This is a genomic window from Patiriisocius sp. Uisw_017, from assembly GCF_047731265.1.
GTDB lineage: Bacteria > Bacteroidota > Bacteroidia > Flavobacteriales > Flavobacteriaceae > Patiriisocius.
Map to the genome: position 1 here is coordinate 369,327 of NZ_CP159835.1, position 22,300 is coordinate 391,626.

24 protein-coding genes are annotated in these 22,300 nt (G+C 35.1%); 9 read left to right on the plus strand and 15 right to left on the minus strand.

Going from position 1 to position 22,300, the window contains the following annotated elements:
• Positions 1-81 precede the first annotated feature (81 nt).
• From ABXT67_RS01735 to ABXT67_RS01755, 5 genes are all read right to left on the minus strand, one after another.
• Positions 82-405 (minus strand): hypothetical protein, encoded by a 324-nt coding sequence (locus ABXT67_RS01735; RefSeq protein ID WP_415375574.1) that lies wholly within the window; start codon positions 403-405, stop codon positions 82-84.
• Positions 406-507: 102 nt separating this feature from the next.
• Complete coding sequence (locus ABXT67_RS01740; protein WP_415375575.1) at positions 508-2,808, minus strand: M1 family metallopeptidase; 2,301 nt, start codon at positions 2,806-2,808, stop codon at positions 508-510.
• A gap of 68 nt (positions 2,809-2,876) precedes the next feature.
• The gene (locus tag ABXT67_RS01745) at positions 2,877-3,377 is read right to left on the minus strand and encodes a DUF6702 family protein (protein ID WP_415375576.1); all 501 of its coding nucleotides are present in this window, start codon (positions 3,375-3,377) and stop codon (positions 2,877-2,879) included.
• A 137-nt stretch (positions 3,378-3,514) separates the two neighbouring features.
• On the minus strand, positions 3,515-4,276 hold the full coding sequence (locus tag ABXT67_RS01750) for a carboxypeptidase-like regulatory domain-containing protein (protein WP_415375577.1): 762 nt from the start codon (positions 4,274-4,276) through the stop codon (positions 3,515-3,517).
• Positions 4,266-5,087 (minus strand): carboxypeptidase-like regulatory domain-containing protein, encoded by an 822-nt coding sequence (locus ABXT67_RS01755; RefSeq protein ID WP_415375578.1) that lies wholly within the window; start codon positions 5,085-5,087, stop codon positions 4,266-4,268. The genes ABXT67_RS01750 and ABXT67_RS01755 overlap by 11 nt, the downstream gene beginning before the upstream one ends.
• Before the next feature lie 98 nt (positions 5,088-5,185).
• Here ABXT67_RS01755 and pepE point away from each other — a divergent pair, with 98 nt between their 5' ends.
• A complete protein-coding gene (gene pepE, locus ABXT67_RS01760; RefSeq protein ID WP_415375579.1) occupies positions 5,186-5,890 on the plus strand; it encodes a dipeptidase PepE in 705 nt (234 codons plus the stop codon).
• Positions 5,891-6,003: 113 nt separating this feature from the next.
• Positions 6,004-6,744 (plus strand): M15 family metallopeptidase, encoded by a 741-nt coding sequence (locus ABXT67_RS01765; RefSeq protein ID WP_415375580.1) that lies wholly within the window; start codon positions 6,004-6,006, stop codon positions 6,742-6,744.
• Between the two features lie 70 nt (positions 6,745-6,814).
• Here the strand turns inward: ABXT67_RS01765 and ABXT67_RS01770 are convergent, their stop codons facing one another.
• On the minus strand, positions 6,815-7,192 hold the full coding sequence (locus tag ABXT67_RS01770) for an ankyrin repeat domain-containing protein (RefSeq protein WP_415375581.1): 378 nt from the start codon (positions 7,190-7,192) through the stop codon (positions 6,815-6,817).
• A gap of 198 nt (positions 7,193-7,390) precedes the next feature.
• Here ABXT67_RS01770 and ABXT67_RS01775 point away from each other — a divergent pair, with 198 nt between their 5' ends.
• The 6 genes from ABXT67_RS01775 to ABXT67_RS01800 all read left to right on the plus strand — a co-directional run bounded on the left by ABXT67_RS01775 (position 7,391) and on the right by ABXT67_RS01800 (position 12,096).
• A complete protein-coding gene (locus ABXT67_RS01775; RefSeq protein ID WP_415375582.1) occupies positions 7,391-7,810 on the plus strand; it encodes a lipocalin family protein in 420 nt (139 codons plus the stop codon).
• 90 nt (positions 7,811-7,900) lie between these two features.
• Positions 7,901-9,415, plus strand: a complete 1,515-nt coding sequence (gpmI, locus tag ABXT67_RS01780) for a 2,3-bisphosphoglycerate-independent phosphoglycerate mutase (protein ID WP_415375583.1) — start codon at positions 7,901-7,903, stop codon at positions 9,413-9,415.
• A gap of 12 nt (positions 9,416-9,427) precedes the next feature.
• The gene (locus ABXT67_RS01785) at positions 9,428-10,042 is read left to right on the plus strand and encodes a TlpA family protein disulfide reductase (protein ID WP_415375584.1); all 615 of its coding nucleotides are present in this window, start codon (positions 9,428-9,430) and stop codon (positions 10,040-10,042) included.
• 55 nt (positions 10,043-10,097) lie between these two features.
• Entirely contained in the window at positions 10,098-10,496 is a 399-nt protein-coding gene (locus ABXT67_RS01790) for a BT0820 family HAD-type phosphatase (RefSeq protein ID WP_415375585.1), read from the plus strand.
• 9 nt (positions 10,497-10,505) lie between these two features.
• The gene (map, locus tag ABXT67_RS01795) at positions 10,506-11,324 is read left to right on the plus strand and encodes a type I methionyl aminopeptidase (protein ID WP_415375586.1); all 819 of its coding nucleotides are present in this window, start codon (positions 10,506-10,508) and stop codon (positions 11,322-11,324) included.
• 1 nt (position 11,325) lies between these two features.
• On the plus strand, positions 11,326-12,096 hold the full coding sequence (locus ABXT67_RS01800) for a class I SAM-dependent methyltransferase (RefSeq protein ID WP_415375587.1): 771 nt from the start codon (positions 11,326-11,328) through the stop codon (positions 12,094-12,096).
• On the opposite strand, the gene ABXT67_RS01805 is transcribed toward ABXT67_RS01800, so the two are convergent.
• The 9 genes from ABXT67_RS01805 to ABXT67_RS01845 form a co-directional block, all read right to left on the minus strand.
• Positions 12,088-13,101 carry an FAD:protein FMN transferase gene (locus tag ABXT67_RS01805; protein WP_415375588.1) on the minus strand — a complete coding sequence of 338 codons (1,014 nt, stop codon included), beginning with the start codon at positions 13,099-13,101 and terminating at the stop codon, positions 12,088-12,090. The genes ABXT67_RS01800 and ABXT67_RS01805 overlap by 9 nt on opposite strands.
• Positions 13,102-13,185: 84 nt before the next feature.
• The gene (locus ABXT67_RS01810) at positions 13,186-13,548 is read right to left on the minus strand and encodes a Na(+)-translocating NADH-quinone reductase subunit F (RefSeq protein WP_415375589.1); all 363 of its coding nucleotides are present in this window, start codon (positions 13,546-13,548) and stop codon (positions 13,186-13,188) included.
• Positions 13,549-13,696: 148 nt separating this feature from the next.
• A complete protein-coding gene (locus ABXT67_RS01815; RefSeq protein WP_415375590.1) occupies positions 13,697-14,095 on the minus strand; it encodes a DUF4846 domain-containing protein in 399 nt (132 codons plus the stop codon).
• 576 nt (positions 14,096-14,671) lie between these two features.
• Entirely contained in the window at positions 14,672-15,979 is a 1,308-nt protein-coding gene (gene nqrF, locus ABXT67_RS01820; RefSeq protein ID WP_415375591.1) for an NADH:ubiquinone reductase (Na(+)-transporting) subunit F, read from the minus strand.
• 16 nt (positions 15,980-15,995) lie between these two features.
• Positions 15,996-16,745, minus strand: a complete 750-nt coding sequence (gene nqrE / locus ABXT67_RS01825) for an NADH:ubiquinone reductase (Na(+)-transporting) subunit E (RefSeq protein WP_415375592.1) — start codon at positions 16,743-16,745, stop codon at positions 15,996-15,998.
• A gap of 65 nt (positions 16,746-16,810) precedes the next feature.
• The gene (locus ABXT67_RS01830) at positions 16,811-17,458 is read right to left on the minus strand and encodes an NADH:ubiquinone reductase (Na(+)-transporting) subunit D (RefSeq protein WP_415375593.1); all 648 of its coding nucleotides are present in this window, start codon (positions 17,456-17,458) and stop codon (positions 16,811-16,813) included.
• A 54-nt stretch (positions 17,459-17,512) separates the two neighbouring features.
• Positions 17,513-18,259 carry a Na(+)-translocating NADH-quinone reductase subunit C gene (locus tag ABXT67_RS01835; protein ID WP_415375594.1) on the minus strand — a complete coding sequence of 249 codons (747 nt, stop codon included), beginning with the start codon at positions 18,257-18,259 and terminating at the stop codon, positions 17,513-17,515.
• Between the two features lie 2 nt (positions 18,260-18,261).
• Positions 18,262-19,470 (minus strand): NADH:ubiquinone reductase (Na(+)-transporting) subunit B, encoded by a 1,209-nt coding sequence (locus ABXT67_RS01840; protein ID WP_415375595.1) that lies wholly within the window; start codon positions 19,468-19,470, stop codon positions 18,262-18,264.
• 3 nt (positions 19,471-19,473) lie between these two features.
• Complete coding sequence (locus ABXT67_RS01845) at positions 19,474-20,826, minus strand: Na(+)-translocating NADH-quinone reductase subunit A (protein WP_415375596.1); 1,353 nt, start codon at positions 20,824-20,826, stop codon at positions 19,474-19,476.
• Positions 20,827-21,030: 204 nt separating this feature from the next.
• On the opposite strand from ABXT67_RS01845, the gene ABXT67_RS01850 reads away from it, so the two are divergent.
• Positions 21,031-22,281 carry a DUF5103 domain-containing protein gene (locus ABXT67_RS01850; protein ID WP_415375597.1) on the plus strand — a complete coding sequence of 417 codons (1,251 nt, stop codon included), beginning with the start codon at positions 21,031-21,033 and terminating at the stop codon, positions 22,279-22,281.
• The last annotated feature ends 19 nt before the right edge of the window (positions 22,282-22,300 follow it).

Below are 22,300 nucleotides of genomic sequence, written 5' to 3' on the forward strand. Positions count from 1 at the left end.
ATATTTGATCGTTAGAAAAACGGAATGCCTCGTTTATTCATCTTCGTTTGGCTGGTTTATTTTTGATGGGCATTTCATAGCTTAAATTTTAGTTTTTCTTAATGTTACATCACTATTTTGCTGAGCTTCTTTTACAAAAGAAGATTTCCTTAATAACTTTATCAAGGATGTATCTGCAATTTTATTTTGATTATACTCAAAAAGAAATATGTGCATTGGTCTACTTACGATTTTTATTTTCTGAAGTGAGTAAACGCTAAATTCATTTTCTAAATCTATAACAGATTCACTCTTATTCAATTGAACCAATACTGTGTCAGCATTTAAAACCCCAGTATCCTTGCTTTTACAAGAGCCTAAGACAAACACTATAAAAGAAGCTACTACTACTGTTGTAAATTTCATAAAGACATAAAGTTAATCAATCTAATTTTATTTGTTACCAAAAAAAATAAAAAAAGGCCTGTAGTATGATACAGGCCCTTAAAATTTGATAAAATGCTGTTATTAATTTTTAACCTTCTCTTTAAAAGCATCAAACTCTCCTAATTTTTTACGCTTAGGCCACGAGTTATTCGCAGTATCAATATCTGCTGTTTCTTCGTCTGGGTCCACAATAATTTTTGTTATTTCCATTTCTGATGCGATTACTTTACTTACTTCAGCATCATTTTTTCTCCAGATTTGAGCTGGAAATGTTTCGCGTTTTGTAGATCCATCACTGTAGGTATACTCTACTATAATAGGCATTGGGATTCCTCCTGGCTTATCATAAGTAACCTGATAAAAATATTTAGGACTCTTCATTTTTGCTCTGTCCTCTGGCGAAACGTTGTCCATAATATATTGTTGCAATGTAGTAATATCATTAAGTGTTTTCACCTTCATGTCTTCTTCAAAATCCTCGCTACCTTCTTCTACCAAATATACTAATGGCGGTAAGTCACTTTCGCTAATTCCTCGTGCAGCAATCATCTCACGAACTTCCTTGTTCATTTTTGAAGTTACATAGAATTTCTTCACTTCTTTTATACCAATATCAGTGTAATCTGTCGTATAGAACCAAGCTCTCCAAAACCAATCTAAATCTATAGCAGAAGCATCCTCCATAGTACGGAAAAAATCTTCTGGTGTAGGGTGCTTGAACATCCATCGTTTTGAATAGGTTCTAAAAGCGTGATCAAACAAATCACGACCCATAATAGTTTCTCTCAAAATATTAAGTCCTGTAGCTGGTTTAGAATATGCATTTGCACCAAAATTATAAGTATTCAAGCCTTTGGTCATAATTGGAGCAATCGCATCTTGATCACCCGCCATATAGCTTATAATATTTTTTGCTGGACCACGACGCGAAGGATATGCCTTGTTAGGAGCGATTGCATCTGGATACCACTCTCCAAAATCTTGCTCAGCAACATACTGTACAAAAGTATTTAAACCTTCATCCATCCAGGTCCATTGGCGTTCGTCACTATTTACGATCATCGGAAAATAGTTATGCCCTACCTCGTGAATAATTACACTCATCATACCATACTTTATACGCTCACTATAGTTTCCTTCTTTATCAGGACGCCCATAATTCCAGCATATCATAGGATATTCCATTCCTTGCCCTTTAGCGTGTACAGAAATCGCCTTGTGGTATGGGTAATCAAAACTCATTCTAGAGTATGATTTTAAAGTACTGGCGACTACTATTGTTGAATAATCTTCCCACAAAGGATTTCCTTCTGGCGGATACATTGAAACCGCCATCACATCTTTATCACCAATCTTAACAGACATCATATCCCAAATAAATCTTCTTGAAGTTGCAAATCCAAAATCACGAACATTCTCTGCTTCAAACTTCCAAGTTTTTGTTGCAGCACTAAATCCTTTTGAAGCAGCTTCTGCCTCCTCTTGTGTTACAATAATTACTGGTTTATCATAGGCATTTTGAGCTTGTTCAAAACGATTCATCATTTCTTTTGAAAAAATTTCTTTGCGGTTAGCCAATTTGCCTGTACCGTCTAGAATGTGATCTGACGGCACTGTTATATTTACTTCATAGTCACCAAAAGGTAATGCAAACTCATCGCGTCCCCAGAACTGACTATTTTGCCATCCCTCTACATCGCTATACACGGCCATTCTTGGAAAGAACTGTGCAATTACATAGCCTTTATTCCCGTCCTCAAAAACTTCATAACCGCTTCTTGCTCTATCGATGGTATGATTCACAACATTATACCACCATTTGATATTAAAACTATATTTATCTCCTGGCTGCATGACTGCTGGAATATCAATCCGCATCATGGTTCGATTGATAGTGTAGCTAAGATCATTTCCCTTAGTGTCTTTAACGTGATCAATTTTGAAACCACCGTCAAACCCGGCTCCCATATAACTATTTACAAATTTACTTGCTTGTTGCGCAGGAGCAGCTCCACTTCCTTCAATAAGAGGTGATTTTGAATCTTTTGCACGTACATTTTGATCTAGTTGTACCCAAAGATATTCTAATACATCTGGTGAGTTGTTTGTATACGTAATCGTTTCATTACCGTATAGAACAGATTCCTTATCATCTAAACGAATATCCATTTTATAATCTGCTTGCTGCTGATAATACATAGGTCCTGGAGCACCACTCGCAGATCTATATTGATTTGGAGAAGAAAACTCTGTGTACAGTTGTTTAAATTTATTTTCGTTAGTATGGCCTGGCTTGCGAGCTTCTGTTTCGCCGTCTTGGGCATGCGATACTCCTGCAACTAAAAAGAGTAAGATTAAGGAATAAATTTTTGTCAATTTCATAATTATTTTTCGATTTTTTTAACTAATTTTTAAAAATACTTTTTTATTGTAGCTCTATTGGATATTCATTAAAAGTTTAACAATCCTTTAGGGTTTGTTCTCTCTAATATTAGACTGCGCCTGTTTGAAGGTGTTTTAACGTGAATAATATTTTGTTGGTCCTCAAAAAGATCCATTAAAATTTTATTCTCAATTTCCATTGCTTTTAGTTCTGATATACCTGTAACTTCAAAGTAGCATTTAACTTGATCTATATCCATTTCTTTCCCTATGTAATGAAGAGAAACGGAAGCGCCATTTACTTTAATTTTTAGCTTTTTGAGAATGTACTCTTTTAAGTATTCTTCATCTTGAGCAGTTTCCTTTTTTGTCCCAATATGAATTTCTTTAAGATGTCTTTCAGAAAGTGTTTTCTCTAAATCATCTACAAATATTTGTGTGATAATCTGGAGAGATTCTTTTTCTTGTTTATATTCAATCTTGGTCACGCTAACAAAAAATTTATGCGCTGTGAAGGCAGCAGTTATTGAAAATATAACAGAGAGTATTAAAATTTTATGGATTCTCATTAGGGCTAAGCTTTTGGTATTGTTTACGTTTGTTATTAACAATAGTTGTCAAGCCACTTATTAAAATGGTCTGAGTGTTTGTTTGATATTGATTTTTACAAAAAATGTTCCTTTTTGTATATTCGAAGAACAAAGGTCTAATTTCCTGTGTTTCGTTTGTTATAAATAACCGCATTTGTTTTAAAAATTGTTAAAACCCCATTGAAATTTTCATTTTTAAAATCACTTTGCAACGTGGAAGTTTCCATACAAAATAACAAAAACTCATAGGCTCTGTTTTGAGGAACCCCGTAGGCTTCTTCAAAAAACGCTGGTTCATAAGTTGCGAATATTTCTGCAATCCATTTATTTTGGACTTCCCATTTTCTTTTGGTCCGCAGTGTTTTGTAATATCCAGAAATATATTTGTAGAGCGCTTCAACATTTACTGTGTTTATGGTGACTACTCCACCTATAACCGGGGGGATTTTCTCCTCGGGTTCTCCTTTAAAACCAGGGATTCCTACATCATCAAAATTGAATGTATCTTCAGTTTTAATATTTTTTATGTCCTTTTCTATATTACCTGTGAGACCGTGACCTAAATACACTTCGTCAAGCTCATTAAGGACTTCAACCAGCGTTACTTCGATATATTTATAATCGTGGGCTTCTTTTTTAACCACCACTTTTTTAGGATAATACTTTACCGAAGAAAAAACCAAAGTGTCTTTTAACTTTGCTTCAATCTCAAAGTATCCATTCTCATTTGTCACCGCATTAAAACGAGACGTAGTATTAAGAATATGTATACCCTCAATATCTTCCGTATTTGTTAATTGGCCTTTAAGAAGTATTTCTTGAGCAAAAGACGTTGCACAAAATAATAGTGAGAAATATAAAAAGAATCTATTCCCCAAGTTGCTTCTTGTATTTTTTAGTTTGTTCTTTAAGATATGCTAACATCACTAATTCGTTTTCAACTTTTAAATATGATACTGGGAATTCACCTTCTTCTACGAAGTATATAAAATCATTTGCGTTTTCATTGGAAATATTGAACAAGCTAAGCAAATCTTCATTGGTGTATCGCGCACGGAGGCTATTGGAAACCCTATCCTTCTCAACGAGCTCTTGTTTAACACTTTTCTTTTTCTTTGACCCTAAAATAGCATTAGCAGCAAGCCCTAATAAAGAAACAAAATTAAACCCATTTTGTAACCCTCCATTATTTAGCGCATCTTCTGCATAATTTCCCTGTATAGCAGTTTGTCCATCTGGTGCGAATTCATAGTCAAATTCCATCTCTTCATAAGAAACATCAAAATCATTAGGCACTGCGAACGTATCAATCCTTCCAACGTCAACAACAATATTACCGCTAAGATCATATGATCGTATCACTACGGTATCTAATTTATTAATGGTGGGATTTAGATAAATAGACACCTTTCCATTATCAACCACTCCCTTATCCACGATAGCTGTAAAGCCCGTAAACTGAATGGCAGTAATTTCTAACCTATCATTTTCAGCTACTGCTATTTCGAACGCCCCGTCTTCATTTGTGATGGTTCCTTTGCTAGAAGAGATATTAAAGACATGTATTCCTTCTATATCTTCTCCCGAGGGCGCTGTTATTTTTCCTTGAATAAGAACACGGTCTACCTCCTGCCCTATTGCTATTGCACTCACTAAAAAACACAGTAAAATTAGTAATAATCTTTTCATAAATGGTTGATTAAATTCACTACATAAAGATACAAATGTTCTTCATAATGGAACCGTTATTAGTTACATTTACACAAGAATCATTACACTAAATACGAATGAAAAATCTAATTGTTGCAAGCACCTCTACCTGTTATAATGGTTCATATCTTGATTACCTTACTGAAACGCTCAAAGAACATTTTTCTGAGACCGAAGAAATATTATTTATTCCCTATGCGCGTCCTAGCGGAATTACGCACGACCAATACACCCAAAAAGTGGCAGATTATTTTAGTAAACTGAATAAAACCGTAAGAGGAATACACACATTTGACAATGCAGAAAAAGCCATAAAAAATGCCAAAGGAATCTTTACAGGTGGAGGAAATACCTTTCTTTTAATTTCAGAATTATTCAAGAACAACATAATGGCTCCTTTGCGTGAAGTACTGCTAAACGGCACTCCGTATCTTGGAACTAGTGCAGGTAGTAACCTCTGCGGAATCACCATGCAAAACACAAACGATATGCCCATTGTGTACCCATCTTCTTTTAAAACCTTGGGAGTGATACCCTGTAATATAAACGCCCATTATCTAGACCCTATTGCAGATACTAAACACATGGGAGAAACAAGAGAAACCCGTATTAAAGAATTTCACACACAAAACACCATTCCTGTTTTAGGCTTGCGCGAAGGCAGTTGGATTGAAGTTAAAGGAGACACAATGGTCTTAAAAGGAGAACTCACTGCACGTATTTTTGAACAAGGGAAAGATGCCTATGAAGTACAAACAGAAAATCAAATTTTATTTGATTAAAATAACGTTATTCTGCTACAAGGAACAAAAAAAAGCCCGGCTTTTACAAAATTATTATTGCTGTTAAAATGTTAAATATTAATGATAATTTTAAAGTAGCTCAACCCTATAAAATGAAAATAAACACGTTTATAAAATCCATAACCTTCATAGGACTTGTATCTGGTATCGTATCGCTAACATCTTTTATGGCTATAAGCCAAGATTTTACAAGAAATCAGCTCATTGGAAAAGAAAACTCCGCTATTGTTGGAGACAGTTACACTTCAAAGATGCATAAGGAAGCAAAGTCTGCATTCTTAAGAATGAAAGTTGAAGCTGAAAAACAAGGAATACAAATTGAAATCGTATCTGCCTACCGAAGTTTTCAAAGACAAAAAGAGATCTACGAAGGAAAATACAACCGCTTTACAAAGCAGGGATTAGAACCATTAGCTGCTATTGAAAAAATTACAGAATACTCTACCATACCAGGAACCTCTCGCCATCATTGGGGAACCGATATTGATATTATAGACAGCAACGCTCCAAGACCAAAAAGCGTTTTACAAGCAGACAATTTTCACGGAACAGGCCCTTATTGTAAACTAAAAGATTGGCTAAATGAACATGCTGAATCTTTTGGGTTTTATGAAGTATACACAAACAATGAAAACCGAAAAGGGTTTGAATATGAACCTTGGCATTTTACCTATGCACCGGTTTCAATACCTATGCTAGAAGCTTATAAAAAATTGGATGTGAAAAAAATTTTAGAAGAAGAAAATCTTTTAGGCAGTGAGTACTTTACAACTCAATTTATTGACAAATATCGAATGCAAAATATTCTAGATATCAATCCAAAATTACTATAGAATTTTAAAAATAAAATTGCCCAAAACTTAACTTTGGGCGATTTTTAATAGTTGAATAAAATCTTTGCGATTAAGAGCTTTTTAGCAAGGCTAAAACGTCTTTAGCATTAGATAACTCCGCGTATTTTTTTGCAGTATACCCTTTATCAGATTTGCTTTTTGTGTTTGCTCCAGCGTCTATAAGAGATTTCATGATGCCTACTCTATTATATCTGGCAGCATAATGCACAGGAAACATCCCATTAGATTTTTTTTCTAAATCGGCCCCTAATTCCAGTAATTTATTAACTCCTTCTATATCGCCTTTTGCAATGGCGAGGCAAAGAGGAGAAATTTTTACTTTGTAAATAATCTCAATGGCTGTTGAAGTTTCAGACGTGTTGTTTGCTTGTAGATTTGTAAAACCAAATAATACAGCTGCTAATAATAATACGATTGTTTTTTTCATGATGAATGAATTTTTAAATTAAATTGATTACTTAAAAGACGCCTATCTTCCTGTTTTGTTACTGCTAAATATTTTTTTGTGATGATTTTAACCTCACTGAGAACTTATTTTTGAAAATTAAAAAATACCTATTGCTGGGTATTTTTTACCTCTATAAAACTCAATATCTTTGGCGTATAACTTAAAAACCAATTAAATATGAAAAAAATTATCCTTTGCCTTTTGGCTTGTACTTTAATCTTCACCTCTTGTAATGATGATGATGATAATGATGACACTTCAACAAACCAAGCCAATATTCTAGGAAATTGGCAATTATCCAGCGAAACCTCAAATGGAGAAGCTACAACCCTTACTGATTGCGAGCTACAAGATTTTTTATTGTTTGAAAGTAATGGAAATCTAACCAACACCTACAAATACGGAGATAATTGCGAGATAACCGAAACGACAATTTTAACCTATAGTATAAGTGGCAACAACATGACCCTTAATTTTGAGGATGAATCTAACACAGCAGAGATTACAACCTTAAATGCTACTTCCTTGACTCTGAAATTTGTAGAAGAAGAATCTGAGGGAACCGACATTGGAACCTTAACGTTTACAAAGCAATAACACTTCACATCATTCACTTCTAAAACCTTTGCTTTAATTATAAGTGAAGGTTTTTTTTGTTCTTAGTATCTTTGCATTTAATTAAAAGCTATGAACAAAAACGTACTCCTTCTTATTCTCGATGGTTGGGGAATCACCCAAGACACTTCAGTTTCAGCACCAGCACAAGCTAAAACACCTTTTATAGACTCTCTTTTCAAACACTACCCGAGTGCCCAATTATTAACTCACGGTATGAGTGTTGGATTGCCTGAGGGTCAAATGGGGAATAGCGAAGTGGGACATATGAATCTGGGAGCAGGTCGCATAGTGTACCAAGATTTAGCAAAAGTAAATGTAGCAATTGAAAATAAAACGCTGCACAATGAGCCCGTTCTGAAAGCCGCATTTGACTATGCTAAAAACAATAATAAAAAGATTCATTTTATTGGACTGGTTTCAGATGGAGGTGTTCACAGCCATATAAATCACTTAAAAGGTTTACTAACCGCAGCAGCCAAAAAAGGGCTTGATAATGTTTTTGTTCACGCGTTCACAGATGGTCGTGATGTAGATCCAAAGTCTGGCATTAATCACATCAAGGACTTACAAACTCACATGGAAGAAACCACTGGAAAAATAGCCTCCGTAATTGGTCGTTATTATGCTATGGATCGAGATCATAGGTGGGAGCGTGTCCAAAAAGCCTACGACTTACTTTGCCGCGCAAAAGGAACAGAAACCTCCAACATCATCCACAGTATTAGAAAAAGCTATGAAAATAACATTACAGATGAATTCATAGAACCTCATGTTGTAACTGAAAACAATAAGCCCGTTGCTAAAATAAAGGCCGAAGACGTAGTTATATTTTTCAATTTTAGAACAGATCGCGGTCGTGAATTAACCGAAGTTTTGACGCAAAAAAATCATCCAGATTTTAGAATGAAAACAATACCACTTCATTTTGTTACAATGACGAATTATGATGATTCATTTAAAAACATTAATGTTATCTACAATAAAGAAAATCTCACCGAAACCTTGGGAGAGGTTTTAGAAAAAAACAATAAAACACAAATAAGAATTGCCGAAACTGAAAAGTATCCACACGTAACATTTTTCTTTAATGGCGGGCGTGAAACTCCTTTTGTAGGCGAAAAAAGACTTCTTTGCCCATCTCCAAAAGTAGCTACTTATGACCTACAACCAGAGATGAGTGCTTTTGAGATACGTGATAAAATTATTCCGGAAATCGAAAACAAAACTGCTAATTTCATATGTCTCAACTTTGCCAACCCAGATATGGTAGGCCACACAGGAGTCTTAAGTGCAGCTATCAAAGCTTGTGAAACTGTTGATACGTGCACAAAGACAATTATAGAAAAAGCTTTAGACAACAACTACACCACTATAATAATTGCAGATCATGGCAATAGTGAAACGATGCGGAATCCAGATGGATCTCCAAACACTGCTCATACTATAAATCCAGTCCCAATTATTGTAGTTGATCCGGAAGTTAAAAAGGTAAAAAACGGAATTTTAGGAGATATTGCTCCAACAATCTTAAAGTTAATGGGTATAGAAAAACCAGATGTAATGACCCAAAACTCATTGGTATAAAAAAATTTAAATATGAAAATAAAAACACACTTAATCATTGCATTAGTAGCATCCCAAAGTTTTTTACTGAATGGATGCAAGGATAAAGAAAACAATAAAACAGAAGCCATTGAAAAAACTTCAGAAGAAATTCCTTTTGACCAATGGAATACAATGATTGATGATCCAGAAAACGAAGGAAAAAAAATGTTTATTGGACGCGTTACTCACAAAGGCTTTATGGAAAATAAGGTGATTTTTGATTGGATGCTCGAAGGTTTTATGGACGCAAAGCCTAAACCGTCTACTGTCGTTGAACTCAGAAAACTGCTCGAGGGGGTAACCATTAAGTTCTTTATGGGGACTTGGTGCGAAGATAGTCAACGTGAAATCCCAAGATTGTTTAAGACTTTACAAATTATAAACTACGATTTTGACACCGTAGAAATGTATGCAATGTCACACGATAAAGATACCCCTGAGGGCTATGAGAGAGGATTTAATATCGAGTATGTTCCAACCATTATTTTTTATAAAGACGGAAAAGAGCTCAATCGCATTGTGGAGTCCACACATGGAGAATATCTTGAAGATGATATGACAACTATTTTAAGTGGAGAACCCTACACACCAATGTATGCAGATTAGTTACTAGCTTCGAATAAATTCTTTGTAATTTTAAACCCATATTTAAGGCAATAATATGCACAATACGCTAAAAATAGCAGTAGATTTTGATGGAACCATTGTAAAAGATGCGTACCCAAAAATTGGTAAACCCGTCATTTTTGCGTTTGACACGCTCAAAAGATTTCAAGAAAAAGGACATCGTCTTATATTATGGACCTATCGAAGTGGGAAAGCACTTGACGACGCCGTGAGTTTTTGCGAAAGTAACGGAGTCAAGTTTTACGCAGTAAACAAAAGTTTTCCGGAAGAAATTTTGGATCCTAAACTAAGTCGAAAAATAGATGCAGATGTTTTTATTGATGATAGAAATATAGGCGGAATGAAAAGCTGGGGAGAAATCTATCAAGAAATTACTGGCGATAGCAAAGTCAAAGCAACACCTCCTAAAAAGAAGAATTGGTTTAAATTTTAAACACCTATAATGATTATTACTAAAACCCGAGAAGAAATAGCGTTAATGCGAGAAGCCGCCTTAGTAGTTTCAAAGACATTAGGAATGCTAGCAGAAGAAGTTAAAGTTGGAATTACTACCAACAAGTTAAATACCCTTGCTGAAGACTTTATTCGTTCTCAGGATGCTGTACCCGGGTTTTTAGGATTGTATGATTGCCCATCTACCTTGCTCACCAGTGTAAACGAAGCTGTGGTACATGGTTTACCTACAGATATACCATTAAAAGAAGGTGACATAGTAAGTATAGATTGTGGCGCTATCAAACACGGGTTTTATGGGGATCATGCCTATACTTTTGAAATTGGTGAAGTAGCTCCAGAAACTAAAAAATTACTTCAGATAACTAAAGAATCACTTTATATAGGGATTGAGCAATTAATTAGCGGAAATCGTGTGGGAGATGTAGGTTTTGCGATTCAACAATATTGCGAGCAACACGGGTATGGTGTTGTTAGAGAACTTGTAGGTCACGGTCTAGGAAGAAAAATGCACGAAGATCCAGAAATGCCCAATTATGGTCGCCGTGGTCGAGGCAAAAAATTTATCGAAGGTATGACCGTTGCTATTGAACCCATGATAAACCTAGGCACACGAAGAATAACACAACTTCCTGATGGGTGGACAATCGTAACACAAGACGCAAAACCAAGTGCCCACTTTGAGCACAATATTGCCATCGTTAATGGAAAACCAGAACTGCTTTCGACTTTTGCATACGTGTATCAAGCGTTGGGAATAGAAAGCAATGAAGAAGAAAGATTTAGAATGAATGCTTTAGTGCTATAGGATGCAATCAACATTCAACTTTTTCTTAAAGCTCTTTCCAAGAACACTTTTAATACGTTTGAGTTATTTAATAAGGCCCTTAATTGCTTTCTATCTCCGTGGAAATAAATACACAGACCCTATCGACGGTAAATCATACCGAAAATTTCTACCCTATGGTTATGAAATTGTTAGACACAATGTACTTGCTCCTGGCACACTATCTTTAGAGAGACACAGACTTTTCTGGCTGTATTTAAAAAATGAAACCAATTTCTTTTCTACTAGTCAAAAAGTATTGCATTTTGCTCCAGAACAAGCATTTCTTCAAAAGTTTAAAAAACTAAAAAACATTGACTATACTACGACAGACCTAAATTCGCCTATAGCAGATATAAAAGCAGATATATGCAAGCTCCCTTTTAAGGATGAAAGCTATGATTTTATAATTTGCAACCACGTGCTAGAACACATACCAGACGATAAAAAAGCAATGCAAGAATTATACAGAGTACTTGCAAAGGGTGGCACAGCGATACTCCAAGTTCCTTATGAAGCAGGTCGTAAAGAATCCTACGAGGATGATACGATTACAGATAAAAAAGAACGCGCTCGCATTTTTGGACAATACGACCATGTAAGAATATATGGAATGGATTATTTTAAAAAATTAGAATCGATTGGGTTTATAGTAGAAGCAGTAAACTACACTTCAAAATTTACAGCTAAAGAAATTAAAAGATACCGTTTACCGGAGGGCGAACTCATACCCGTTTGCAAGAAATTAGTTTAATACGAGTTGTTTAAAACCTGGAGAACTATATGTTTTTGCAGATCCATCGCTGTCTAAAAATGTTAGGTAGCCTTCAATACTCCCTTCTTCCTTAAGCATTTCTATGGCAGCAGCACTTCCCATTGCCATGCAAGCAGTTGCAAAAGCGTCTGCAACAGCACAAGTTGGAGCTATAACAGCAGCACTGGTCATATTATTTTGTTCTGCTAAACCGGTGAGTGGATTAATAGTGTGCACATATTTTTTACCAGTAACTGGATCAATTCTAAACTTTCGGTAGTTACCAGAACCCGCCATAGCACTATTATTAAGAGCAATTACTATAATCGCTTTTCCCTTTTCAGTAATTTCAGCGTCTAATGATTCTACCCCAGCAGTCCAATACGTATCTTTAATTACATTTTTCCCTTTGGCTAAAATTTCTCCGCCCAATTCAATTATATAATTTTCAATTTGTTTTGATTCAAGGTACGTTCCAAGACAATCAATTCCATAACCCTTTGCAACTGCATTAAAATCAAAATAGATCATTGGGTGTTTTTTTTGAATGGTACCATTCATGTTGATTTTAACTTTATTAAACCCAACCAGTTCCCGTAAACTGTCGAGTACTTTTTTGTCTAAATTCAAAATGGGTTTTACATCGCCAAAACCATACGCATTGCGAAGTACTCCAATGGTTGGATCAAAAAAACCACCAGATGCAATGTGTACTCTTTCAGATATCTCCCAAACATCTTTAAAAATTTCATCAACGACAATAGCGCTATCTCCCTTATTAATTTTTGAGATATCACTTTCAGGCATATAGGTGCTAACAGAGGTATTAACAGCGTTTATTACGGAATCAATTCCACGCTTTATCACTACATCACTATTTGAGTAATATTGAATTGTATAGGTAGTACCAAATGCATTTCCTTGAAGTACTTGTAATGTTATTTCCTCTTTTTGAACGCAAGAAACAATTAATAATAAGCCGATAATTTTTAAAATAAATTTCATCTTTATTTGATACTTTATATTTTGTAGAATTGAACACTCAACAAAAATAACATTGGGTAGTTCTTTAAATTATCACTAAACATTCTATACAATTTCTTGTAAGCCTTTATAAACCATTGTGTACTCTTGGTCCTTCAAAACAGGATTTGCATAATCACTTCCGTGACCCAAACCAACACCTGCATAATATGCCTTAGCCTCAAACTTTAAGGCGTGTTCTTTAATGGTTTGCATAAAAACTGGATCATAGATATTAGCATCTTGAGGATATGCTACAGAACGTACAATCACAAAATGAAGATCCTTATTTTTTAATCCAACAAACTGAGGGTCTTTGCCTATCTTACTATTTACACCAAGAAATTCGAAACCTTGAGCTTTCATATCTTCTCCAACAATATTCATTGCTAAGTTGTGTAGTTCTTGTTTTGAAAGAGGTTTTAACATTTCTATAATTCTTTTTAAAATCTTTACAAAAATAATATAAATTGAAGTATTCCTAAGCTCTTTATTGAAGTAGTTGTCACAAAAACCTGCGCAGAGAGGCGCCCGAAAAAACAGCGGATTTAGTAATTAAATTTTGATAATTTTAATTTTATTTAAACCTCACAAATTTAGCTTCAACAAAATAATCGGTAGGTATTTGCAATGGAATTCCTTTTGTAAACTCAAACCTAGTGGATATATTAATATTCTCTGGGTTTTTGTAAAAGAGAAACGCTCTGGGCGGGAGTATTGCCCTGCTATAATGTAAACAATCTATTACCTCATTATCTTCAAAAATATTTACGATCATTACCACAGCTCCAAAGAATCCAGGCTTGATGAGCATATCACCAATTTTTAAATCCTTCGTGCAAGTCACTTTCGGTAATTCAAAATATAAAAATTGTGTGCCAGCATAGGTATAGACTAGATTTAAACATTTGTGGAAATTAGCTTTACTATTATTTTCAATTGCTGTTTTATGAAAACTCACTTTGTTTCCTGTCAACTTAGGGCCAATAACTTCTGCCTATTTTCTCTAAAAGCAATAATGGCCTGATGTAAATTTGAAGCCTATTTCATCTTTGTGGTTTTGCTCCCATAAGTACTAAGCCCTTATTCTCATTAATACGGCTGCACATTATTATAATCCATTTGCCTGTAAAGGATTTTCCAACAGCACAATATGCTCTTTTTGATAAAAATAAGGAGTCCCATCATAATTTATGACTTGAGCATTTGCATCTTTAAGCTGATAGGTATTGACATAAGCTGAAGAAATATTTACATATGGAATAACCGAATCATATCCTTTAGGCCTTTTAATCCGCTCTATTAGTCATAAGTCTTTCTTCACATAACCTACAGAAATAACATTCCTCCTTCCTACATAATTAAAAAACCATTTATACATAACTGTAAACGGTTTCTACTTTGAATTTAAGAAGCCAAATCTATATGCTTTACTTTCGGTTACTATTCTATTCTTCAACAAAGTCGATAGACCCCACTTAAAATATCATTTAAATAAAAAACCACTTTCAAAAAATTGAAAGTGGTTTTTTATTTAAATTTAATGAGTGTTTTAACCTCCAAAATCATCAAAGCGAATACTCTCGTCTGGAATTCCGTAGTCTTCTCCCATTTTTTGAACGGCCTGATTCATTAATGGTGGTCCACAAAAATACAACTCAATATCTTCTGGCTCCTCGTGAAGGTCTAAATAGTTGTCAATAACTACTTGGTGAATAAATCCTATAAATCCATCCCCTTCTCCATCAATGCCGTCTTTTACTTTCCAATTATCTTCCTCTGCAGGCTCAGAAAGCGCTAGATAGAACTTAAAGTTAGGAAATTCATCTTGTAACTGCTGGAAGTGGTCTAGGTAAAATAATTCGCGTTTTGAACGACCTCCATACCAATATGTCACTTTTCTTCCTGTTCTTAATGTTTTGAATAAATGATACAAGTGAGAACGCATAGGCGCCATTCCTGCTCCACCACCTACATACAACATTTCAGACTCTGATGGATTGATAAAGAATTCACCGTAAGGCCCAGAAATAACTACTTTGTCCCCTTCTTTACAATTAAAAATATAAGAAGATGCAATTCCAGGGTTCACATCCATCCATTGATTCTTAACACGGTCCCAAGGTGGTGTGGCAATACGAACGTTTAACATAATCTCGCGTCCTTCAGCAGGATACGAGGCCATTGAATATGCTCTTTCTACTACTTCCTTGTTATTCATTACTAACGGCCAAAGACCAAACTTATCCCATTCTGCCTTAAACATTTCTGGGTCCGAATGCTCTTCAGGATGCGCAATAATCTCCATTTCAGAAAACTTAACTTCACATTCAGGGATTTCAATTTGAATATATCCACCTGCTTTGTAGTTCATATCCTGCGGAATTTCAACTACGAATTCTTTAATAAATGATGCTACATTATAATTACGAACTACTACGGCGTCCCATTTCTTTATTCCGAAAACTTCTTCAGGAATCGTAATATTCATATTTTGTTTCACCTTTACCTGACAAGACAAACGTGCACCATCTTTCAACTCTTTGCGGCTAAAGTGTGGCGTCTCAGTAGGCAATGCTTCTCCACCACCTTCTAAAACATGGCATTCACATTGAATACACGTTCCACCACCACCACAAGCAGAAGGTAAGAATATCTTGTTCGCTCCAAGCGTTGTAAGCAATGTCTCACCACTTGCTACTTCGATTTCTTTTTCACCGTTAATAGTAATTGTTACCGGTCCTGATGGCGATAATTTTTGTTTTGTAAATAACAATAAAGCAACTAATAATAAGGTGAGCACTAAAAATGCGACCACCGTTGCTGTGATAACTCCTACTGTACTTGCTGCTAAAAACATAGTCTAAGGTTTTATATTATTCTGAAATTACTACCGCTTCTGCGATATTAGTTTCGGTTGTTTCTTCTAATTGTATTCCTACTTTTTCAGATTGCCCATCTAATGAAGGTGGCGCATCATCTCCTCCTGTTAACATTCCTCCAAAACTCATAAAGCCAATTGCCATTAATCCTGTAATAATAAAAGTAATTCCTAATCCTCTCAAAGGAGGTGGAACATTTGAATAACGAATTTTTTCACGAATTGCTGCAATCGCTACAATTGCTAAAAACCAGCCTATTCCTGAACTAAAACCATAATTTAATGCTAGTCCAGCGGTCTCAATTTCTCTCGACTGCATGAATAGTGATCCTCCAAGAATTGCGCAGTTAACGGCAATAAGTGGTAAAAAAATACCCAATGAATTATATAATGACGGTGAAAATTTTTCTACAATAATCTCTACCAATTGAACCATTGTTGCAATGGTTGCAATAAAGAGGATGAACGATAAAAAACTTAAATCATAGTCAGCATATGCACTTAAACCGGGCGTTTCTCGATTACCATCTATCCAAGCCAATGCTCCTGGCTGCAAAATATACTGATCCAAGAACCAGTTTAGCGGAACTGTTACGGTTAATACAAATATTACCGCAGCACCTAGTCCTACTGCTGTAGTAACCTTTTTAGACACCGCCAGGTACGAACACATTCCTAGGAAATATGCAAATACCATGTTATCAACAAATATTGATTTGAAAAAAAGTTCAATGTGTTCTAACATTTTTTTATTTTTTAAAATTTCCGAAGAAATCTATTTTAAAATCTTTTAAATTTTCTAGATGAAGATTAATTCTCTTCAAAAAGTGCCGGGTTCTTACTACGTTGTACCCAGATAATAATTCCTACTACAATTAATGCCATAGGCGGTAATACCATAAAACCGTTGTTTTCGTAGCCTATTGCATACAATCCTGTCTTCGTGATAGGATTTCCTAATACTTGGAACCCAAATAAGGTTCCACTCCCTAGCAACTCTCTAAAAAATCCTACTATAATTAAGATAACTCCATAACCCAATGCATTTCCAATACCATCTAAAAAGGATCTCCAAGGAGCATTTGCCAAAGCAAAAGCCTCAAAACGCCCCATTATAATACAATTTGTAATAATCAATCCAATAAATACTGACAGCTCCTTACTTAACTCGTAAGCAAAGGCCTTTAATACTTGGTCAACAATAATTACAAGCGTAGCAACAACGATAAGTTGGACTATAATTCTAATTTTTGACGGAATGACGTTTCTCAATAAAGAGATAATCACGTTTCCTGCTCCCATTACAAAAATCACTGAGACCGCCATTACAATGGAAGGTTTTAACTGTGCCGTAATTGCCAATGCAGAACAGATCCCAAGTACTTGAATCGTAATTGGGTTATCATCCGTTAATGGATCTAGTATTAATTTTGTGTCTTTTTTTGAAAGTAAAGCCATACTTAAATTTTTTGGTAGTGTGCCTAAATTTTTATTTAATTCTTTGCTACGGTCTTATTTTAATGTTTGAAAATAAGGCATATACATTCTAACGTCCTTTTTCAGCATTGCTGCAACTCCATCACCAGTAATTGTTGCGCCTGCAAGGGCATCAACTTCGTAATCTGTCTTGTCGCTGTTTAAGGGATCATTATTTCCTTTAGCTACCTTGATTCCTTCAAAAGCATTCCCGTTAAGGAAGCTTTCGCCTGTAAAATCATCCATAAAATAGCGTTGCTTGATTTCGGCTCCTAATCCAGGAGTTTCTGCTTTGTGATCAAAATACACCCCTTGAATTGTCATAGACTTATCCATTGCAACAAATCCCCAGATAGCATCCCAAAGACCCTTTCCTCTTACAGGAACAACATAAATTTCCTTACCGTCCTTTTCTCCAACCATTATTGGTAGCTTTCTCACATACCCCTCTTTCTTTGCTTTTGTTCCCTCTTTCTTGATATCAATTAAATATGCCTCTGAATTTTCAGTAACCTTAGCTCCTTCGATTACATATTGTTTTGTGATATACTTTGAAAACTCTTCAGAAACTATATCTGTTGAAATAAAGGTAACATCTCCTTCTCCTTCATTACCATTTACATTAATCGCATACAAAATATTTTGTTTCTTCTCAGCTTCCATATTCACCGTAATCATTGGCTTCAATCCACTTGAAAAACCTGCAAGTAATGAACCTACCACTAATACCATAATAACGGCAAAGATGATGGTGTAACTATTCTTATCTGTATTAATTGCCATAACTACGCTGTTTTAACTTTTAAACGTTTTGCTCTTTTCTTGATATTTCCTTCAACAACATAGTGATCAATGGTTGGTGCGAACACGTTCATTAATAAAATTGCTAAGAAAACTCCTTCTGGGTATGCCGGGTTGAATACACGAATCATTATCGAAATAAACCCTATCAAGAATCCATAAATCCATTTTCCTTTATTTGTTTGTGAGGCCGTTACTGGATCTGTTGCCATATACACAGCACCAAACAAAATACTACCTATAAATAGATGTTGCCAGAAAACTACATTCATTAAACCGTAGAATTTAGAACTCTCACTAATCCATCCCATTTCAACAACACCGTTAAAAATAAGTCCCATTGACAAAGCTCCTACTAGTGTACTTAATATAATTCTCCAACTTCCAATCTTAGAAAGGATCAAAATTAATGCCCCTACAATAATCAACAGTTTAGAGGTCTCACCCACTGATCCAGGAATAAATCCTAAAAATTGATCCATCAGGCTCCAATCTCCAAAACCATTGTTTTGAGCTAAGCTTCCTAAAATTGTTTCTCCTGAAATGGCATCTGGCTGACCAACAGTATCCACTGCTCCGGTAACCCACACTTTATCCCCAGACATCCAAGTAGGATATGCGAAAAATAAGAATGCTCGTATGGTTAATGCAGGATTCAAGATATTCATTCCTGTACCTCCAAAAACTTCTTTACCTATTACTACACCAAATACGACCGCCACAGACAACATCCATAAAGGAATATCTACTGGCACAATTAATGGCACTAACATTCCTGTTACCAAATACCCTTCTTCTACTTCGTGACCTTTGATGATAGCAAAAATAAATTCTACTAATAATCCCACACCGTAAGAAACAACTACTAATGGCAATACTTTCCACGCACCAATACTGAAGTTTGAAAAATTCCAAAACTCTAAACTGAAAAATCCAGCAGCTTTTGAGACTTCACCAATTTGAATGTTGTACTGATAACCCGCATTCAGAATACCAAAAAGCAAACACGGAACTAGCGACAAAATCACCATATTCATCGTACGCTTAAGATCATCTGCTACCTTAACGTGTGTGCCGTTATGAGTCGTCTCGTTTGGCAAATACAAAAAAGTATGGAGCGCGTTAAACGCTGGGGCCATTTTAGTACCCTCATACTTTAATTTCGTCTTATGTAAACTCTGTTTTAATCCCATCGTTTATCCTATTTCTTTATACATTAAATCAAGTCCTTTTCTTATAATGTCTTGGTGCGGCTGCTTAGATACGCAAACGAACTCAGTCAAAGCAAAATCTTCAGGTGCTACTTCATACATTCCTAAAGCTTCCATTGCATCGAGATCCTGCACCATACAGGCTTTAAGTATTTGCATTGGATACATATCTAAAGGAAATACTTGTTCATAAGATCCAGTAACTACAAATGCACGATGCTCACCGTTTGTGTTGGTATTTAATTCAAATTCTTTCTTAGGCGTTAACCAAGAAAAAGTAAATGCTCTTGACGTTGAAATTTTATTGAAGATAGGTTTATTCCATCCAAAAAACTCATAATCATCTCCTTCAGGAATTACTGAAATTACATTGTGGTAATACCCTAAATGTTGTTTTGGAGAAATTGTTGTTCCCGAAAGAACATCACCACTAATTACGCGAACATTTTCTTCATTTAATCCAGAATCGTAAATAATTGTAGCGACTTCGCTACCTATTTTAGTTCTATAATACTGAGGCGATTTTACTGAAGAACCTGCAAGTGCAACGATACGTTCAGCATTATATTTTCCCGTTAAAAACAACTCACCAATAATCACTAAATCTTGCGCCGCAACCGTCCAGACAACTTCTCCTTTGTTAATAGGATCAATCTTATTTATCTGTGTCCCTACGTTTCCTGCCGGATGTAAGTTATTCGCTCTATGCTGCATTGCGTCATTTAGACCAGCCAACGGCGACTTGCCATCTTTACCTACCGTTAGATGAACAGTACCTTCAGTTAATTTTGCTAAGGCAGATAGTGCCGTTTGCAATTCTTTTTCTTTTCCTTGAAGCGTAAAATCTAAATCTGCTGCTAAAGGACCTGTTGCCAATCCAGAAACAAAAATTGCCTTTGGCATTATTTCCGGATTTGCAATAACATCATACGGGCGTTGTTTCATAAATGGCCAACAACCTGATGCTAAAAGATGATTCTTAACGTCATCTGCCTTCATAGCATCCGGATTCTTAATCCCAAAGTCTCTGAAGGTATCTTGTTGATCCCCTTCTATAGTAATGAGTGTGATAACGCGTTTGGCACCTCTTTTTATTTCAGTTAAAGTACCACTTACCGGAGAAGAAAACTTTACAACATCGTTGCCTTTGCTGTAAAAAATAGTGTCACCTGCTTCAATTTTATCACCTTCCTTAACAACCATTTTAGGAATTATAAGGTGTAAATCTAAAGGACGAATAGCAAAAGTGCGAGACCGTGGTGCGTCGAAAAGTGTTTTATCCGCTTCACCTTTGAGGCGAATGGTAAGGCCTTTTTTAATCTTAATGTCTTTGGACATGGGATAGTAGTGTTAAAATTGTCTTTTAAACCTTAAAAGCCCTTACTACGTATGTAGCCTCTCTTAAGAGTTGCAAATTTAAATAATAAAAGACCATCTTACAAGACAATTAAAATTAAAATTCTGTTAACAGATCTTGTTTGTTTCTTAAACAATATTAAGGCATAAAATTTGCTTATATTTATAAATTTTTAAAACATTTTTATGCGTTCGATACTTTTTAGTAGTTTTCTCTTTTTGATGTTTCAGCAAACCTATGCCCAAGTTATTGAAACTGTTGAGCCTTCCTTTATTAGAACTGTTCAATTTAGCGGCTCAACAAACCAAAGTGAATTACCCATTATTGAATTAGGGCAACGATTGCAACTTTCTTTTGATGACATTAATGGTGACGAAGTAGATTATTATTACACAATAGAGCATTTTAACTTTGATTGGACCCCTAGTGATCTTTCCAAAGGAGAATATTTAGATGGATTTGATGATGTTCGAATAGAATTTTATGAAAACAGTTTTAATACACTTCAAATTTTTTCTCATTACAGTGTAAATATTCCCAACAGAGAAACAAGAGCTATCCAGAAAAGTGGAAATTATTTACTTAGTATTTTTGATGATGACGGATACATTGTTTTTTCAAGAAAGTTTATGGTTATGGAAAGAGACCTGAGCGTTCAAGTTGAAATAAAAAGAGCCAGAGACATTAGAAAAATAAGAGAACAACAAGTAGTGCATTTCACTATAGACTCGAGAGACTTGTTGCTCATTAACCCAAAACAAAATGTAAAGACACTCGTATTACAGAATAACAATCTAAAAAATGCAATTACAGACCTTAAGCCCTTATACACGATAGGATCTGAACTTATTTATAGATACGACCAAGAAGCCGCATTTATGGGAGGAAATGAATTTTTAAGCTTTGATAATAAGGATATACGTTCTGCAGTTAACGGCGTCCGGCGTGTGGAGTTAAACGATTTGTACGAAAATTTCTTGTTCACAAATAGAGAACGTGCAAGTCAACCCTATACCTACAACCCAGATATTAATGGAAATTTTGTAGTTCGAAATCTATATGCTCAAAATCAGACGATAGAGGCTGAATATGTATGGATGCATTTTAACCTGCAATATTTTAAAGATTTAGGCGACAAAGAAATCCATATCTATGGTAATTTTAATAATTGGACCATAGACGGAACTACTTTCATGCGCTACAATGCCAAGACTGACACGTATCAAAACTCAAGATTATTCAAACAAGGTTTTTACAATTACAAATATGTTATTGTTGATAGAGATGGTACTATAGAACCTGGAACTATATGTGGTAATTTTTGGGAGACCGAAAACGATTATACTGTCCTTGTTTATTATCGCGCACCCGGCCAAAGATTTGATAGACTTATGGGCATAGGAATTTCCAACAGCACAAACATAACAAACAATTAAAAAATAAAAATAAAAATAA

Coding starts and splice junctions, on each gene's coding strand:
- ABXT67_RS01775 (WP_415375582.1), top strand. CDS start 7,391: ATGAAAAAAATTATCCTTTGCCTTTTGGCTTGTACTTTAATCTTCACC.
- ABXT67_RS01800 (WP_415375587.1), top strand. CDS start 11,326: ATGCAATCAACATTCAACTTTTTCTTAAAGCTCTTTCCAAGAACACTT.
- ABXT67_RS01835 (WP_415375594.1), bottom strand. CDS start 18,259: ATGGCAATTAATACAGATAAGAATAGTTACACCATCATCTTTGCCGTT.
- ABXT67_RS01790 (WP_415375585.1), top strand. CDS start 10,098: ATGCACAATACGCTAAAAATAGCAGTAGATTTTGATGGAACCATTGTA.
- ABXT67_RS01770 (WP_415375581.1), bottom strand. CDS start 7,192: ATGAAAAAAACAATCGTATTATTATTAGCAGCTGTATTATTTGGTTTT.
- ABXT67_RS01785 (WP_415375584.1), top strand. CDS start 9,428: ATGAAAATAAAAACACACTTAATCATTGCATTAGTAGCATCCCAAAGT.
- ABXT67_RS01755 (WP_415375578.1), bottom strand. CDS start 5,087: ATGAAAAGATTATTACTAATTTTACTGTGTTTTTTAGTGAGTGCAATA.
- ABXT67_RS01850 (WP_415375597.1), top strand. CDS start 21,031: ATGCGTTCGATACTTTTTAGTAGTTTTCTCTTTTTGATGTTTCAGCAA.
- ABXT67_RS01840 (WP_415375595.1), bottom strand. CDS start 19,470: ATGGGATTAAAACAGAGTTTACATAAGACGAAATTAAAGTATGAGGGT.
- ABXT67_RS01735 (WP_415375574.1), bottom strand. CDS start 405: ATGAAATTTACAACAGTAGTAGTAGCTTCTTTTATAGTGTTTGTCTTA.
- pepE (WP_415375579.1), top strand. CDS start 5,186: ATGAAAAATCTAATTGTTGCAAGCACCTCTACCTGTTATAATGGTTCA.
- ABXT67_RS01765 (WP_415375580.1), top strand. CDS start 6,004: ATGAAAATAAACACGTTTATAAAATCCATAACCTTCATAGGACTTGTA.
- ABXT67_RS01830 (WP_415375593.1), bottom strand. CDS start 17,458: ATGGCTTTACTTTCAAAAAAAGACACAAAATTAATACTAGATCCATTA.
- nqrF (WP_415375591.1), bottom strand. CDS start 15,979: ATGTTTTTAGCAGCAAGTACAGTAGGAGTTATCACAGCAACGGTGGTC.
- ABXT67_RS01810 (WP_415375589.1), bottom strand. CDS start 13,548: ATGTTAAAACCTCTTTCAAAACAAGAACTACACAACTTAGCAATGAAT.
- ABXT67_RS01805 (WP_415375588.1), bottom strand. CDS start 13,101: ATGAAATTTATTTTAAAAATTATCGGCTTATTATTAATTGTTTCTTGC.
- gpmI (WP_415375583.1), top strand. CDS start 7,901: ATGAACAAAAACGTACTCCTTCTTATTCTCGATGGTTGGGGAATCACC.
- ABXT67_RS01740 (WP_415375575.1), bottom strand. CDS start 2,808: ATGAAATTGACAAAAATTTATTCCTTAATCTTACTCTTTTTAGTTGCA.
- nqrE (WP_415375592.1), bottom strand. CDS start 16,745: ATGTTAGAACACATTGAACTTTTTTTCAAATCAATATTTGTTGATAAC.
- ABXT67_RS01845 (WP_415375596.1), bottom strand. CDS start 20,826: ATGTCCAAAGACATTAAGATTAAAAAAGGCCTTACCATTCGCCTCAAA.
- ABXT67_RS01745 (WP_415375576.1), bottom strand. CDS start 3,377: ATGAGAATCCATAAAATTTTAATACTCTCTGTTATATTTTCAATAACT.
- map (WP_415375586.1), top strand. CDS start 10,506: ATGATTATTACTAAAACCCGAGAAGAAATAGCGTTAATGCGAGAAGCC.